This window comes from Candidatus Methylobacter favarea (genome assembly GCF_902806695.1).
GTDB lineage: Bacteria > Pseudomonadota > Gammaproteobacteria > Methylococcales > Methylomonadaceae > Methylobacter_B > Methylobacter_B favarea.
Window position 1 is genome coordinate 204,553 of sequence record NZ_CADCXN010000001.1, and the last position, 17,370, is coordinate 221,922.

The following is a 17,370-nucleotide window of genomic DNA, read 5'->3' on the forward strand; positions in this document are numbered from 1 at the left end:
TATTGAGCCGGCTGCATGAATAAACAAATCTACCCCTTACTGATCGCTCAGTTCCTGTCGGCATTTGCCGATAACGCCATCCTGTTTACGGTCATTGCCTTAGTAATGCACTCCGCGCAGTTGCCGGGCTGGTATGTTCCCGCCCTGCAGAGCGTATTTCTGGTTGCATTCGTGGTATGTGCGCCGTGGGTTGGAGGTTTTGCCGATAGTCATGCCAAATCACGAGTATTGATTGGCGCCAATCTGGTTAAAGCGGCGGGCGCAGGGTTATTGATGGCAAATGTGGAACCCTTGATAGCTTATTGCGTGGTCGGAGTGGGCGCGGCCATTTATAGTCCGGCGAAATACGGTATTTTGCCTGAACTGGCCAGCAGTAAATTTCTGGTTAAAGCCAACAGCTGGATTGAAGGCTCCACCATACTGGCTATCCTGCTCGGCATGATTATTGGCGCTAAAGTGGCAGATTATTCCCTGCAATGGGCGTTGACAGGCACGATTATTCTTTTCCTGATTTCAGCACTCGTTACGCTGTTTTTACCGGTCAAAATCCTCAAAAATCCTGCCTCCGGCTCAAAGATTCTTGAGTTCGGACGGCAGACCCGGCGTTTTTTGGCCACCCCCCGTTCACGGTTCGCCATTATCGGCGCTTCTTTATTCTGGGCGGCCGCAGCTACCTTAAGAGTGATTATTGTAGCCTGGGCGCCCCTGGTTTTACTGTCCAAAAATGCCACAGAAATTGCCGAATTGACCTTATACCTTGCTATCGGGATCATAGCCGGAGCGGCAGTTGTACCGCAACTGATTCCTCTGAAACATCTACGCCGTGCCCGAATACCGGCTTTTTTAATGGCCTTATTTATCTGCGGGCTGAGCCTCACGAATAGCCTCTGGCCAGCCCGTTTTACCCTGTTTTTTATTGGCATGACGGGTGGTATGTTTATCGTGCCTATTAATGCGGTATTGCAGAAGCTGGGGCACCACAGTATTGGCAGCGGCAGCGCGGTAGCCATGCAGAACTTTTTTCAAAATTTTGCCATGCTGGTTGCGGTGGGCAGCTATACCTATGCAGCTGCGCATAATATAGGCCCGATTATAGCCATGCTGGCTCTGGGTGCGCTGGTTTTTATCGCCACTTTTTTAGTATCGCTGAGCTTGCCTGAAAATCAGCAGAAAACTAAAGCATGACCTAATTATGCCTGCCCAGCAAGAGGCTTTAGCTGATTGACGCCAGAGGTCCAGCATTTTCAGCGGCGGAGCGTCCGACTCCACTGCATAGATCAGAGGCAGATACCTTCCTCGTTGTTCAGTACGCTAGAGTCCAAAACCTTCAGCCTTTGATAACCAGCCCCTTTCACATCCAAGTCTCTTTCATATGTAAAATCGAATAATACAGCTAGAGTGTCTAGAACCGAATGGAATTAGCCGAATGCTGCCGGCTTTTTTTGATATCGATCAGAATGTAAGTCCGGCCTGAATTTAGACGCATCGGTCAAATAATGATGAGATAAAATCAACTGTTACCGAAACAACTTGAAAAGATGCGTATATAAGGAATAGAATGTTATTTAAGTTGCTTTAATTCGTCAGATAGTCATTTTTTAATTTGATGGTCTTGTGTTAGAACCGCATGCGAATCATCATCAATATAGTAAAATTCAAGCAGTTAGCGACTTTTCGCAACTGCTTTTTTTATGTCCGGGAATTTTGTTGTGCAAGATAGTTTTCAAAATCCCCCGACTTTTTTGCCTTAATGATGAACAATGGGCAACACAAGTTGTCCAATTAGTTGGCTTCCTGTAATCCGGATTGCAGGTAATCTGGAATCGGTTTTCATGCCGAGATACAATTTTAATTGAAAACCGACTGACGATGAACTTTACTCATGCTTGAGGTCAGGCACTCGTATGGGTTTAAAATGCTTTATAGCAGCAATAGCCCCCAGAAAAGAGGCAGCATAGGTTGCACAGGAAAAATTTTCCAGCTTATTTCAATGTTGCGTGTCGCGATGACGGCGAACAGTGAGACTTTAAGATGATTTCCTAAAACTAAAATCCATTATGATTCGGAAAGTTAAATACCTCAACAACATCGTGGCGCTGAACCATCCTGTATCCGGCTATGCTCAACTTTAAGCCTTTACGCTCAACCGGCATAATGTTGGCAGGAAAATTTATCCAGTTCAAAGGCCTGCGCGTGCTCGGCCATATGCGTTCTTTCAGTTAATGAGATAATACCTTTTTGGCCCCTGATGAATTATTTAAAATTTAAACAAATGGACATAATTGACTCAATGCAGGGTCTATGTTAATTAAGATATATAACAAATCAATGTGAGAGTTGTAATGAGTATTTTTGAGCACTACAGGACAAAATTTGACGAACAGAGGGAAGAAGAACTTACGATTCAGGAATATCTGGATTTGTGCAAGAAAGACCCGCTTGTATACTCAAGTCCAGCCGAGCGTATGCTTGATGCGATAGGCGATCCGGAATTACTGGATACCCATAATGATCCAAGACTCAGCAGGCTGTTCCTGAACAAAGTCATAAAAATCTATCCTGCTTTCCGTGAATTTTACGGGATGGAAGAAGTAATCGAGCAAATCGTTTCTTTTTTCAAACATGCCGCTCAGGGCCTGGAAGAAAAAAAGCAGATTCTCTACCTGCTGGGCCCGGTCGGCGGCGGTAAATCTTCACTTGCTGAAAAGCTTAAGTTATTAATGGAAAAAACCCCCTTTTACGCGATAAAAGGCTCGCCTGTATTTGAATCTCCATTGGGGCTTTTTAACGTCATTGAAGACGGCGAGATACTGGAGCATGATTATGGAATACCCAACCGTTACCTGAACACGATCATGTCGCCGTGGGCGACAAAACGTCTGCATGAGTTTAACGGCGATATACGGCAATTTAAAGTAATCAGGATACGACCTTCTATCCTGAGACAGATTGCTGTTACCAAGACCGAACCCGGCGATGAAAATAACCAGGATATTTCTTCCTTGGTAGGCAAGGTGGATATTCGTAAACTGGAAAAATACTCGCAGGACGACCCGGATGCCTATAGCTACTCCGGAGGTCTTTGCCGAGCCAATCAGGGCTTGCTTGAATTTGTGGAGATGTTCAAGGCTCCCATCAAGGTACTGCATCCCTTGCTGACAGCTACTCAGGAAGGCAATTATAAAGGTACGGAAGGATTCCCCGCGATTCCTTTTCAAGGCATCATCCTCGCGCATTCAAATGAATCGGAATGGCAGGCTTTCAAAAACAATAAAAATAATGAAGCCTTTCTCGACCGGATTTATATCGTTAAAGTGCCTTATTGCCTGAGAGTTTCTGAAGAGATCAAGATTTACAAGAAACTGTTGGAAAACAGTTCCCTGTATGCCGCGCCCTGCGCCCCCGGCACCTTAAAAATGATGGCGCAATTTGCCGTGTTGTCACGTTTGAAAGAACCGGAAAATTCCAATATTTTTTCCAAAATGAGAGTTTATAATGGTGAAAATCTGAAAGACACTGACCCTCAGGCCAAGTCCTTCCAGGAGTACCGTGATTACGCCGGAGTCGATGAAGGCATGACCGGTCTGTCTACCCGTTTTGCCTTCAAGATTCTATCCAGAGTATTCAATTTTGACAACACCGAAGTCGCGGCAAATCCTGTACATCTACTCTATGTTTTGGAACAGCAGATTGAACGCGAGCAGTTCCCCCCCGAAATTGAGGAAAAGTATTTATCTTACCTGAAAGGTTATTTAACTCAGCGTTATATCGATTTTATAGGCAAGGAAATCCAGACAGCCTACCTGCAATCTTATTCTGAATATGGTCAAAACATATTCGATCGGTATGTAACCTATGCCGACTATTGGATACAGGATACCAATTATCGCGATCCGGATACCGGTGAAATGTTCGATAGAAGCGCATTAAATAATGAACTTGAAAAAATTGAAAAACCGGCAGGCATCAGCAATCCCAAGGATTTTCGTAATGAAATCGTCAATTTCGTATTACGAGCCCGTGCCAAGCATGAAGGCAAAAATCCTGCCTGGACCAGTTATGAAAAACTGCGCGTGGTCATTGAGAAGAAAATGTTCTCAACCACTGAAGATTTGTTGCCAGTCATTTCATTTAATGCCAAAGCCTCCCCTGACGATCAGAAAAAGCATGAAGAATTTATTGATCGCATGGTGGAAAAGGGCTATACCGAAAAACAGGTGCGTTTACTTAGCGAATGGTATTTAAGAGTACGCAAATCATCCTAGCCCGTGAGGTAAATAGAGTGGTTCAAATCGTAGACAGACGCCTGAATGGAAAAAACAAAAGTGCTGTTAACCGGCAGAAATTTATCCATCGTTTCCGTTCGCAAATAAAAAAAGCGGTTGCCGATGCAGTAAACAAGCGCAGCGTGACGGATCTGGATAAAGGCGAAAAAGTCTCCATCCCGGCCAAAGATACATCTGAACCGTTTTTTCACCACGGTCGGGGAGGCTATCGAGAACGCGTGCATCCTGGCAATAAGGAATTTCAACAAGGCGATAAGATTGCCAGGCCTGACGAGGGCTCCGGGCGGGGCAGCAAGGCCTCGGACAGTGGCGAAGGCCAGGATGAATTCATTTTTGAATTGACCCGTGAAGAATTTCTCAATTTCTTCTTTGAGGATCTGGCCTTGCCTAATCTGGTGAAAACGAAGTTGGCCGCTGTCAATGAGACTAAAAAGGTCCGTGCCGGCCATACCAGCACAGGCGTACCAACCAACATCAATGTCATTCGTTCGCTGCGAAATGCATTAGGACGCAGGATCGCCTTGCGCGGCCCTTATATGGACAGTCTGATAGAGGCTGAGAAACAACTGGAGGATCTGCTCAAACGTTATCTTGAAACCGACAACGTGGTCATGATTGTGCGTAAGGAAATTGAGCAGCTCAAGGAAAAAATAGCCCGGATTCCTTTTATTGATACCTTTGATTTGAGATATGACAATCGCATTGACCGGCCAAAACCGATTACCCAGGCCGTCATGTTTTGCATTATGGATATTTCCGGCTCTATGGGCCCTGAAAAAAAAGATATAGCCAAACGATTTTTCATGCTGTTGTATCTTTTTCTTATAAAGACCTATGAAAAAATTCAGGTTGTTTTTATTTCTCATCACACAGAAGCGCATGAAGTCGACGAGGACACTTTTTTTTATTCAAGAGAAACCGGCGGCACAGTTGTTTCCAGCGCACTCAATCTCATGAGTGCAATTATTCAGGAACGGTTTCCTACCTCGCAATGGAATATTTATGCCGCTCAAGCTTCAGATGGAGACAACTGGGATAATGATTCAAAACAATGTACAAAAATTTTGGCCGAACAAATCATGCCATATGTGCAGTATTATGCCTATACCGAGATTACCGAAGGCAGACATCAGAATCTCTGGCATGAATACTTAACAGTTAAACATCAATGGGATAATTTCGCCATGCAGCGCATTGAAGCATTGACGGATATTTATCCGGTATTTCGAAAACTTTTTGAGAAAAAGAACGCATGAACAACAAACCTCTATCAGAAACATCGGAATGGACTTTTAAGCTGATAGAAAAATATCATAAGGAAATCGCCCGCATTGCCGAAAATTTCGGCCTGGACACCTACCCTGTCCAGCTCGAAATTATAACGGCCGAGCAAATGATGGATGCTTATGCTTCTATCGGCATGCCGGTAGTTTATAACCACTGGTCCTTTGGTAAGGAATTTGTCACCAATGAAGCACGTTATAAAAAAGGCCAAATGGGTTTGGCCTATGAAATTGTGATCAATTCAAATCCGTGCATCGCTTATTTAATGGAAGAAAACAGTATGGCGATGCAGGCCCTAGTAATTGCCCATGCTGCTTACGGGCATAATTCCTTTTTTAAAGGCAACTATTTGTTTACTACATGGACCAGTGCCGACTCCATTATTGATTATCTGCTGTTTGCCAAGAATTATATTGCCCATTGTGAAGAATGTTATGGCGAAAAACAGGTTGAGGAAATTCTTGACTCTTGCCATGCCTTAAGAAATTTCGGAGTTGATCGTTATAAACGTCCATCGCGGTTGTCAATGCAGGAGGAACAGGCCAGGCAAAAGCTTCGCGAAGAATACCTGCAATCTCAAATCAATGAGTTATGGCGGACAATTCCGGCAAAAGAAATAGTCCGTAAGAACAGAAAGGACTGGCAGTTCCCCGAAGAGCCGCACGAAAACATCCTCTACTTCATCGAAAAGAACGCGCCTTTTCTGGAATCCTGGCAACGGGAAATCGTGCGTATTGTGCGTAAAATTGCGCAATACTTTTATCCTCAACGACAGACTCAGGTAATGAATGAAGGCTGGGCTACTTTCTGGCATTACACGCTGCTTAACCAGCTTTATGCAGAAGGACTTGTGACCGACGGCTTCATGATTGAATTTCTGCAATCCCATACCAACGCCATTTATCAACCTGCTTTCGACAGTAAATATTATTCCGGCATTAACCCCTATGCACTGGGTTTTGCCATGATGGCGGACATTCGTAGAATCTGCGAAAATCCTACCGCCGAAGACAGGCGCTGGTTTCCAGATATTGCCGGCAGTGACTGGAAAAAAACGCTGCATTTCGCCATGCAGAACTTTAAAGATGAAAGCTTTATCGGCCAGTATTTATCACCCAAAGTCATTCGCGACTTCAAGCTGTTTTCGATTCTTGATGATCATAAGGACAGTGAAATGGCAGTAACCTCAATACACAATGAAAGCGGCTATCAATACATCCGGCAGATTTTATCAGAGCAGTACAACCTGGGCAGTAATGAACCCAACATCCAGGTTTATGATGTCAACCGGAAAGGCGACAGAAAACTGACCTTGCGGCACACCCAGTATCATCGTTTGCCGCTGGACAAAAGCATCGATGAAGTATTGAAACATGTTGTCAGACTTTGGGGTTTTGATGTGCGCCTTGAAACCCTGAGTGAGGCTAATTCAATTATTCAGATTTTTGAATGTAATCATTAAGGCTCATATTTTATCCATGAGTCAAGAGACAGGTGAGTATTCGAGGCTATCCTCATCTTTTAATAGTTGCGACAGAACCCGCTAAAATAGCATGAGGACTCTATTTCCCAGGATAATTTTACCAAAAGGGAGTTATAAAGAATGGTGTTTTCAGAAGTCATTCAGGTCTTCATTGTCGGGCTGTTAATTGTTCTGCCCGTATGTTTGATCTACAAAAAAGCCGGTTTTCATCCGGCATGGGCCGCGCTGGTATTTTTGCCCGGCTTCGGTTTGCTGCTTGTTTTAATGCAACTGGCGCTGCTGCCCTGGCCCAATCTGCGCGATAAAATAGAGCGCGGCTCATGACCTTATTTTATATACTGCTGCCGGTTTATATGGCATTTTGTTTGTGGCTGGGTTTACGCATTCTGCAAAAGGCCGGCTTCGACGGTTGGTGGACGCTGGTATTGTTAATTCCAATCGTCAATATCATCATGATCTGGATGTTTGCCTTCATGCGCTGGCCTGCTCTGAAAGAGAATATCAAACAGGATTTATAAGGAGAATGTCGCACTGGCAATTTTGGATTGACCACGGGCACGTTCACCGAAATCCTCAAAACGCATCATTACCCGCAAACTGCTGTCAGAAAATATCGAAGGTTATCAGAACCGCGCTTTGCAAGGGAGACGCCGGATATTGCAAGTGCTTGCCAATGGGTTGCTCGACGCTCACACCCAAGGCATAAAAATGGGCAGCCCCGTCCGTCGTCCTCAACGCATTGCTGGAACGCAAGGGCGAAAAGATGGGACTGGTGATTACGCGTGATTTTAAGGACTGTTTGCATATCGGCTACCGGAACCTTGCGGATGAACTGTGCGAATATTTTTGCTGCCAAAACCTCAAAAAGCAAGGCCGCGCTGCGTTGCTGACGCAAGCTGTCGAGGTATGCGGATCCGAAGCAGACGGCATTTTCTTTTACGCTGTTACGGTACCGGCAGCAGCTTGTCCCTCCGTTTTGCCGACAAAGAGATAATTAAAATAAATGATTATTAAAGAAATTTAACTTGAAAGCAGGATTTGAATTAATGCAATTAAGCAGTAGTTATAATAATTATTCTTAGTCTGAATTGCAGCACTCCTTACAAAATTTTCAATCCGGATTTTTTCTCCCTTAGAAAACTAATCGGCATTGAAATTGCCGAGTCAAAAGGATCATTATGCATTTAGATGTGTTTTTATCGCTGTTCAGCTTAATGCTGGTATCGCTGGCGGTTTTTATTTTATCGAAAAGACTACGCGTTCCTTATACCGTACTGCTGGTATTGTGCGGTTCCTTTCTGGTGCCAATTTCCCAAATCGATGTTTTTTCATTTATTACCAGTTTTCAACTGACGCCCGAACTTTTGTTTTTTGTATTTCTGCCAATTCTGATTTTTGAATCCGCGTATAACATGAGCGTTCGCAGCGTAATCGATAATATCTATTCGATTGGCTTACTGGCGATTGTTGGTTTGATTGTTTCCACGCTGTTCGTCGGTGTGGCTGGCTATTATGTATTTAAGCTGGCAGGTTTTGAAGTGCCGATGCTGGCCTTGTTGCTGTTCGGCGCGATTATCTCTTCCACCGACCCGGTAGCGGTGTTGGCGTTATTCAAGGAATACGGCGCGCCGCGTCGTTTAACGCTGATTTTTGAAGGTGAGAGTTTGTTTAACGATGCGACCGGCTTTGCTGCTTTTCTGGTTGTTGTGGAGTTGCTAGAGCATGGCTTTAGCGGCACAAGCTCGGTAATGACCGCTCTGATTTCATTTTTTACCATGCTGGCCGGCGGTATTATATTCGGCTTGCTGATGGGTTTTTTATTCGCCAATCTGATTGAAGTAGCCAAAGGCAATGAGCATCTGGAAATCACCTTGACCTTGCTGGTCGCCCATTTTACTTTTGTACTGGCTGAGGTGATATCCGAACATTTGGTTATTTATGGTCAAGAAATAAGCCTGTCTTCGATTATCGCGACGCTGGCTGCGTCTATGGTAATCGGTAATTACGGCCGTTATAAAATGTCTCCCGCGGTCGAAAACTACATGGAAAAGTTCTGGGGATATTTCGCTTTCCTGGCGAACTCCCTGGTGTTTATTTTGATGGGGCTTTTGTTTGCCAACTTGGCCATCAGGCTCGATGTCGCTATCTGGTATATCATGCTGGCTATTGCCGTGGCTGCGGTTGGCCGGGCTGTGTCGGTTTATCCGCTGCTCTGGTTGCTCAATAAAACCGGCAGGCAAGAGCCGATTCCGACTTCGTGGATGAGCCTGCTTTCGTGGGGCAGCCTGCGCGGCTCACTGGCCGTGATCATGGTGCTGTTAATCCCCAAGGATTTGACCATAGCCGGTTGGAACCTGGATTTTACCCTCAAGCAATTTATTGCCGCCGTAACGATTGGCAGTATCTATTTCACCTTGCTGGTAAAAGCCACGACTATCGGCAAGGTCATGCATGCCCTTAAAATCGATGCGCTGACGCCCGAAGAAGAAGTCGGGTATTACAAAAGCCAAGCGCAGATGTATGAGGAGTCGTTGCAAAAACTAAATGACCTCTTTAAAAATCATCTGTTAAATAAAGAACAATATGAGGATTTTCAGCGTCATTACCAGTATCTTTATCATAATGCCGGTATCAAGTGTAAGGAAATCATCGGCGATTCCGGTGAGTTGATCGAAAACATGCTCCGCATTTATGCGCTTGGCATCGAGAAGGCCGAATTGAAAGAAATCTTTCAACGCCGCGAAGTCAACGAGAAAATATATAAAAAAATATTCAACATGCTGAGCATACAAACGGAACGGATCGAGCGAGGCCATGCGCAGGTAACCTCCCCTAACGAACATTTTCCTATCGACGGGATGGAGCGTCTGGTGCTGCTGATAAGTCGGCTTGCATTTTGGCGGGATCATTCTTTCAAATCGGAAGAACTCTATCTTTACTACCGGACTTTAAACAAACTGATCGAACGAGTCATTGAACGCCTGACCTCGCTGAACGACTTTAGCCTAAGTGAAATTTTCGCCGATAAGTCTGCGCTGGATAAATTGCTTACGCTCTATCAGGAGTTGCATGGCAATACGGAAAGCAGAATGGAAGGCATCTTGAAGAAAAATTACGCCTTGCTTAATCGTTTGAATAAAGGCACGGCCGAGGTTTCCCTGCATGCCTTGCAAACTCAAACTTTAAACGAACTCTATAAAAACGAAATCATTAGCAGCAAACTTTTTATCAGGCTGGATCATGAATTGCAGGAAAGAAATAGCAGTAAAGTTTAGCGTTAAATTGCGGTCAACTACCGATGCAATTAATGGGAGCTTGAGCTTGACAGTCGGTCAATACCGTCGTTCGCGGCTGGCCAAAGTTTGCCCGCCCTGAAAAAGCCGGCATCGGACAAACTCCGTTTCCAGGGCTCATGCCACCCCGGCATCGACGTTGGTCGCCCGATGTAGCGATGCGGCATAAAAGTTTGAAGTTGCAGACAGCAACCCATGAACTGGTATTTGCTTTTCGGAACTTATTGATTCTGCCGGGAATCGTTGACGTGAGAAAACTTGTTTGACATAACGGCTTGAAAAAGGAGCAGATATGCCAGAAAACTCCAATTCGTCATCCTCCCGTAAATGGTCCGCCAAAGTAACGCGCGAAAGCAATGCGCTGAGCCTGGAAGAAGGGGTATTCACCTGGAAGGATCCGAAAAAAATTGCCCGGTCACTTAAACAATCAGCCGATGCCAGCAATCGCCGCAAGGCTGAGCCTTTCCGCTCGGCGATGTCTATGCTGGTTTTCTATATCAATCGCGCCGGAAAAAATCTCGATCAGGAGCAGCGGCAAATTTTGGAACAGGCCAAACAGTCGCTGCGCGATTTATACGGAAAAAGCTGACGAAACAGTTATCCCGCTGCAAATCGCCTTGCCCGTTTCAGACCTCGGCCTGAATGCCTGAAAGCGCCTTCTCCGGCCACGCGTCGTTGCTTTCGCTAGCGCGGATGGGAGAGAACAGGCCTCGTCTTGATCATTGGCTTCATCACCAAAGATTTGTTTCCTTAGTGCCTGACTTCCTTTTGTTGTTTGCCAATTGAACTATACTGAAAAGCACCAACTTCCAGCCCACTGTAATTCACCCTGCAATGGATCAAAAAGAAAAACCAATAGGGTCAAAACCTGCGATTAAATCAAGGAGGAATAATTGTTCCACACGCTACTATTTGAAAATGAAATCCTGCGGATACAAAAACTGCACGAATATCTGATCCTCGACACTGAGCCTGACCAAGCCTTTGACAACATAGCCTCACTGGCAGCGCACATTTGCGCTACGCCTTTTGCATTGATAACACTGGTCGACCGCGAGCGGGAGTGGTACAAAGCCAAAAAAGGCATAGCTGTCAACGAAACCTCCCGGGATGGCGGGTTTTGCACGCAAACCATCCTGCACCAGGATGTCATGGTAGTGCCAAACGCTGACAATGATAGCCGTTTCTCGGCTAATACCCTCGTTACTTCGGAGCCGAATATCCGTTTCTATGCAGGAGCCCAGGTTCGAGCACACACAGGTGAGGCGCTAGGCACAGTTTGCGTTCTTGATACAGTAGCGCGGGAATTAAGCCCCGAGCAAATCGAAGCGCTCCGTCTGTTGGCCCGTCAAGCCGAGGCAGCACTGGAGCTTAGGCGTAAGGAAATGGTTCTGGTTGACAAGCTTGGAGATGCAAAAAACACCGAACAGCTACTGCAAACCATGCTGGGCGAGTATAAGGAAATTCTTGGCAGCGCCAATATGAGTATCATTTCTACTGACAAGCAAGGCCTTATCACCTCTTTCAATCGCAGCGCCCAGCGCATGCTGGGATATACCGAAGCGGAAGTAGTCGGCAAGCACACGCCGTTGCTGTTCCATGATGCGGACGAGGTTACCGCTAGAGCCGATAACTTAAGCGACGAACTGGGCCGCGCCATTACTCCCGGCTTTGAGGCCTTCATCGCAAAGTTGCCTACAGCAAGCGCAGACGAAAGAGAATGGACTTATGTCCGCAAGGATGGAAGCCGTTTTCCGGTCAGGTTATCGGTCACAACCCTCCATGGATCTGAAGGTAACATTACCGGTTTTCTGAAAATTGCCATCGATATAACTTTTCTCAAAGAAGCGGAAGATCGCCTGAAAAACTCCGAACGGTTTACCCGTGCTGTGCTCGACGCCCTGTCAAAACAATTTTGTGTCCTGGATGCAAAGGGCAATATAGTAGAAGCAAACAAGCCATGGCTGGATTTCAAATATGAACATACCCTTGAAGGCGGCACGCAAGCTCTCGAAATTGGCCAAAACTATCCGGCGCTTCTTGATGCCGAGTCGGCTAGTAGCAGAGGCGGAAAAGCATTTGCCGAGGGCATTCGTTCGGTCTTGAACGGCGCAGCATCACATTTTTCGCTTGAATATTCCTGTCGCACCCAATCCGTACAACAATGGTTTGCAGGAAAAGCAATTCCTTTCCCGGATCAGGAACTGGGCAGTGTTATCGTGATGCATGAAAACATTTCCGAGAATAAGTACCTTGAACACCGGTTTCGACAGGCGGTGGAATCGGCGCCTTATGCTATCGTTATGGTAAACGAGACAGGCGCGATTGTGGCGGTCAACTCGCAAACAGAGACGTCTTTCGGCTACTCACGCATTGAACTCTTCGGACAGCCGGTTGAAATATTAGTGCCGGAGCGTTTTCGCAGTGCGCATTTTGGTTTGCGGCACGCCTACTTCGTCGTCCCCACATCCCGACCGATGGGCGCAGGCCGTGATCTCTACGGCGTGCGCAAGGATGGAAGCGAATTTCCTGTTGAAATAGGCCTTAGTCTCATTGATAGCCATGATGAAACGCTGGTGCTGGGCACCATCGTCGATATTACCGAGCGCAAGCAGGCCATGGCGGCGCTCAAGGCCAGTGAGTCTGACCTGAAAGAAGCGCAGCGACTGTCCGGCCTGGGCGGTTGGAAATGGGATATCCGTAGCGGCGAACATGCCTGGTCTGAGGAGACCTACCGCATCTATGGCCGCGATCCGGCCCTGCCCCCCGCCCTATACCCTGAAGTTCAGCAATACTTTACTCCGGCTAGCTGGGAGCCTCTCGCCGCTGCCGTGGAAAGGTGCATGGCGGAAGGCGCTCCCTACGAATGCGATGCCGAGGTGCAGCGCCCCGACGGCACGCGCCGCTGGATTGTCGCTCGCGGCGAAGCTGCTTTCGGTGCCGATCGACAGGTCATCACCCTGCACGGGACTGTGCAGGACATCACCGAACGCAAGATCGCCAATGGCAAGCTGAAAGAAGCCCTCAACGAGAAAGAGATGCTGCTCAAGGAGGTTTACCATCGGGTAAAGAACAACCTCCAGATTGTGTCAAGCCTGATTAACCTACAGGCCAGAAGTGTCAAAAACAAGGAGACTGTTGACCTGCTCAAGCAGAGCGCCGACCGTATCAAAGCCATGTCGTTACTGCATGAGAAGCTCTACCAATCGAAGGATTTGGCGAGCATCGATTTCAATGCCTACATTCATAGTCTGGTCGAGCATCTGCTGTTCGGCTATGGCGTTCAGGCAGGCAAGATCAACATGAGCATAAGGATTGCCAAGGTATTTCTCGACGTCGATACGGCTATCCCGTGCGGACTTATCATTAATGAGCTCCTGACCAATGCCCTGAAGCATGCCTTTCCTGACGACCGGCAAGGCGAAATCGGCATTGTCTTCAGGCAAGAAGGGGGGGAATTCATCCTCGTGATTACGGATAACGGCGTCGGCTTTCCGGCCGGCCTGAACCTGGAAAACAGCGCCTCGCTTGGCTTGCAGCTGGTGGCTACCCTGACCAATCAGCTCATGGGGCGCATGCAGGTGGATCAGGCAGGCGGATCCACCTTCACTATCCGCTTTACCACTATTTCTTGAACGGATGGGACTTGCTATGCTGGCAAACAAAATTATGATTGTTGAAGATGAGGGCATAATCGCCATGGATATGCGCAGCCAATTGGAAGGTTTCGGCTATGACGTGGTTGCGACCGCTTTTTCGGGACAAGAGGCCATCACGCTGGCAAGCCGGCACAGGCCCGAGCTGGTGATGATGGACATAGTGCTGAAAGGCAGCATGGACGGCATCAGCGCGGCTCAAACGATTACGAAATCCCTGCACATTCCGGTGATTTTTCTCACGGCTTACAGTGATCCCGCTACCTTGCGGCGCGCAAAAACCACCGGCGCCTATGGCTATTTGATCAAGCCATTCCGCCCGGATGAACTGCGCGCCTCCATCGAAGTTGCTCTCTACAAGCATCAGCTGGAACGGAAGCTGAAGGAAAGCGAACAATGGTTTGCCAAGACGCTGCATTGTATCAGCGATGCCGTCATAGCTACTGACGCCGATGGTAAAATCCGCTTCATGAATCCGGTGGCCGAGACAGTGACAGGTTGTCAGCTGGAACAAGCCAAAGGCACGGTCGTCAGTGAACTGATGACGCTGTTGACTGAGTCAAATCGTACGGTCATTGAAAACCCGGTCCCGAAAGCCTTAAGGAGTCTCGCTGTTACCGGCCTCGACTGCGCCACGATACTTGTTACCCGGTCCGGTGCAGAACTCCCGATTGACAATGGCGCGGCTCCCATCATTGATGATGATGGCACAGTGTTGGGTGCAGTGCTGGTATTTCGGGACGTCAGCGCCCGCCGGCGCATGGAAAATTTACTTCGGGAAAGCGAAGAACGCTTTCATAGCGCATTCGATTTTGCCGCCATCGGTATGGCCTTAGCTTCAGTAAATAAACGTTTTTTACAAGTCAATAGTTCACTCTGCATGATATTCGGTTACTCCGCGGAAGAATTGCTGGCATCCGGCCTGCAAATGCTCACTCATGGCAACGACTACGACACACTGCTTGACCACTATCTGCGCCAGGTGCTGAGCGACGAACTGCCATCGTTTCAAGTTGAGGTGGAGTGCTATCATAAAATCCCTGGCAAGATTATTTGGGCTCTGCTAAGCGCATCTTTGGTGCGCAACGCGGCAGGCAAGCCGCAGTATTTCATTATCCAGATCCAGGACATCACCGACCGCAAATACGCCGAGCAGCAATTGATATATGTCGCCAACCACGACCCGTTAACCGGCCTGCTCAATCGCGCGCAATTCCATGATCGTCTTACTCAGACTATATCCTCTGCCCGGCGTCATGCAAGCAAATTGGCGCTGATGTTTCTTGATCTTGACCGCTTCAAGTTGATCAATGATACTTTGGGCCACCGGGTAGGCGATCTATTGCTGCAGGCAGTAAGCGAACGGTTGAAAAGCTCGATACGGATTAACGATACCCTGGCCCGGCTGGGCGGCGATGAGTTCATAGTGCTTCTGAGCGATATATACCATATTGATGATGTCGCGCGCATTGCGCAAAAGACCATTGAAGCGCTTACCCAGCCGTTTACCCTGGAAGACAACGATATAGTGATAACTGCAAGCGTCGGCATCAGCGTTTTCCCTGACGATGGGGAAAATAGTCAAAACCTGATGATGAACGCCGATACGGCTATGTATCTGGCCAAGGATCGCGGCAAAAACAACTATCAGTTTTATACAGCGGAAATGACCGCAAGATCACTGGAGCGCATGACTATCGAAAGGGGTCTGCGCCATGCCTTGACACATTATGAATTAAAGGTTTACTACCAGCCTCAGATAGACTCGACAAGCGGCCGCGCAGTCAGTGTCGAAGCCCTGGTGCGATGGCAGCATCCGGAATGGGGCTTCGTTTATCCTGACCGGTTTATTGCGGTAGCCGAAGAAACGGGTCTGATCGTCCCAATCGGTATCTGGGTATTGCGCACTGCCTGTCTGCAGGCCAGAACGTGGCAGGAAAATGATGGGCCATTCACGCAGGTGGCGGTAAACCTGTCCCCCCGTCAATTTATTGAAACCGACCTGTTTGAGACGATTAAAGAGGTGCTGGCCGAAACCGGCCTCAAGCCTTGCTGCCTGGAACTTGAAATCACCGAGTCCGCAATTATGCAAGACCCGGAGAGGACTCTTCAGGTTTTGCAACAACTGCATAAACTGGGGGTGCGGCTCAGCATCGATGATTTCGGCACAGGCTATTCCAGCCTGACTTACCTACGGAAGTTTCCGGTACATAGCGTCAAGATAGACCGTTCTTTTGTCATGGATATTCCGGGCGACGAAGACTGTATGACGCTGGTGCGGGCAATTATCGCGCTGGCCCACGAACTTAAACTGAAAGTCACAGCCGAAGGCGTGGAAACCGGAGAGCAAATGGCATTTCTTACAACTCAACAATGCGAGATTTTGCAGGGATACCTGTTTAGCCGCCCTGCCTCGGCAGAGCAACTCGAAACTGATTTCAATACTGCTGCCTTAAAAACATTTCTGTCCGGAAATAATGACTAGGCGGCCCAGGAATCCTGGCTCATAGGCCTTTCCCAAAGGCAGATCAGCCCTTTCGAACCCAGCCTATCTTATCGCCAGCAGGCAGAAGCCCTGCTCCATCTCAATCAGACGCAGCCTGGAAAAACCGGCGCTTGTGACTTGCTCGCTCAGGCCCGTGCGCGGCTGACCTGACTGGGCTGTAAAGCCAAGCGCCATTTTGCCGCCCATCTTCATGACGCGGCAGATTTCTTTAAGTCCCGCCAGTGCGTCCGGCCATACTTGCAGGGAATTGATGGAGAGGACTTTATTGACGCTGTAATCCTCGAAAGGCAGGCGCTCCACGGCGCCCAGACGCAGATCAATCCGGCCTTCAGCAATGGCTTTGGCGTTGCGCGCCTGCACCTGCTCGACCATTTCCCGTGAACTGTCGATGCCCGCTATCCAGCCTGTCGGCGTCGAAACGGCCAGCCGCTCGATGGCGACGCCCGGCCCGAATCCGACTTCCAGTACGCGGTCACCGGGCTGAATCTCAAGCAGATCGATAACCTGTGGCGTAAAGGACATTTTCGTATGAGCCATAATATGGCCGCCCAGTCGGCCTAATAATCCTTGCGGGCGGCCAAACAGTCGCATTAACAGAGGGTCAAGACACATGAGATTTCTCACAATCAATTTACCAGCATACAATATTCAATTTTAAAATACACCGCGCGCTTTGTGCAAAATCAAGGAGCATTAAAACTTACGATGCATCCCGCTCCCCGCTTCCGAAAACATTCTAAGAAGCTGTTTGGAAATTATCGCGTCAAGCCAAACGATTCACCATGATGCGAGTCATGGCGATGTAAATCCAAGCTTCGTCGATGCGAGTCAGTCGTTCGTAGGCTTTACTGAGACGACGCGA

At 47.7% G+C, this 17,370-nt stretch carries 11 protein-coding genes and 1 pseudogene; 11 read left to right on the plus strand and 1 reads right to left on the minus strand.

All coding sequences use genetic code 11. From position 1 onward, the window contains the following. Positions 1-15 precede the first annotated feature (15 nt). The 11 genes and pseudogenes from lplT (at position 16) to HUX64_RS00955 (ending at position 16,487) form a co-directional block, all read left to right on the plus strand. Positions 16-1,185 carry a lysophospholipid transporter LplT gene (lplT, locus tag HUX64_RS00905; RefSeq protein WP_174624361.1) on the plus strand — a complete coding sequence of 390 codons (1,170 nt, stop codon included), beginning with the start codon at positions 16-18 and terminating at the stop codon, positions 1,183-1,185. A gap of 1,157 nt (positions 1,186-2,342) precedes the next feature. Further along, positions 2,343-4,265, plus strand: coding sequence for a PrkA family serine protein kinase (locus tag HUX64_RS00910; protein WP_174624362.1), 1,923 nt, complete (start codon positions 2,343-2,345; stop codon positions 4,263-4,265). 17 nt (positions 4,266-4,282) lie between these two features. Then, positions 4,283-5,542 (plus strand): YeaH/YhbH family protein, encoded by a 1,260-nt coding sequence (locus tag HUX64_RS00915; protein WP_174624363.1) that lies wholly within the window; start codon positions 4,283-4,285, stop codon positions 5,540-5,542. Next, positions 5,539-7,032 (plus strand): SpoVR family protein, encoded by a 1,494-nt coding sequence (locus HUX64_RS00920; protein WP_174624364.1) that lies wholly within the window; start codon positions 5,539-5,541, stop codon positions 7,030-7,032. The genes HUX64_RS00915 and HUX64_RS00920 overlap by 4 nt, the downstream gene beginning before the upstream one ends. 141 nt (positions 7,033-7,173) lie before the next feature. Then, positions 7,174-7,377 carry a hypothetical protein gene (locus HUX64_RS00925; protein ID WP_174624365.1) on the plus strand — a complete coding sequence of 68 codons (204 nt, stop codon included), beginning with the start codon at positions 7,174-7,176 and terminating at the stop codon, positions 7,375-7,377. Then, a complete protein-coding gene (locus tag HUX64_RS00930; RefSeq protein WP_174624366.1) occupies positions 7,374-7,571 on the plus strand; it encodes a hypothetical protein in 198 nt (65 codons plus the stop codon). Before HUX64_RS00925 ends, HUX64_RS00930 begins: the two co-directional genes overlap by 4 nt. A 218-nt stretch (positions 7,572-7,789) precedes the next feature. Then, positions 7,790-8,047: pseudogene (locus HUX64_RS20305) on the plus strand (hypothetical protein); the annotation flags it as partial. 184 nt (positions 8,048-8,231) lie between these two features. Further along, complete coding sequence (locus tag HUX64_RS00940) at positions 8,232-10,328, plus strand: cation:proton antiporter (protein WP_174624368.1); 2,097 nt, start codon at positions 8,232-8,234, stop codon at positions 10,326-10,328. A 310-nt stretch (positions 10,329-10,638) separates the two neighbouring features. After that, positions 10,639-10,935 carry a DUF3175 domain-containing protein gene (locus HUX64_RS00945; RefSeq protein WP_174624369.1) on the plus strand — a complete coding sequence of 99 codons (297 nt, stop codon included), beginning with the start codon at positions 10,639-10,641 and terminating at the stop codon, positions 10,933-10,935. 304 nt (positions 10,936-11,239) lie between these two features. Next, positions 11,240-13,981 (plus strand): PAS domain S-box protein, encoded by a 2,742-nt coding sequence (locus HUX64_RS00950; RefSeq protein WP_174624370.1) that lies wholly within the window; start codon positions 11,240-11,242, stop codon positions 13,979-13,981. A gap of 16 nt (positions 13,982-13,997) precedes the next feature. Then, a complete protein-coding gene (locus HUX64_RS00955) occupies positions 13,998-16,487 on the plus strand; it encodes a GGDEF domain-containing response regulator (RefSeq protein WP_174624371.1) in 2,490 nt (829 codons plus the stop codon). Positions 16,488-16,550: 63 nt separating this feature from the next. Here the strand turns inward: HUX64_RS00955 and HUX64_RS00960 are convergent, their stop codons facing one another. Then, positions 16,551-17,120: a class I SAM-dependent methyltransferase gene (locus HUX64_RS00960; RefSeq protein ID WP_174624372.1), complete on the minus strand. Its 570-nt coding sequence runs from the start codon at positions 17,118-17,120 to the stop codon at positions 16,551-16,553. Between the last annotated feature and the right edge of the window lie 250 nt (positions 17,121-17,370).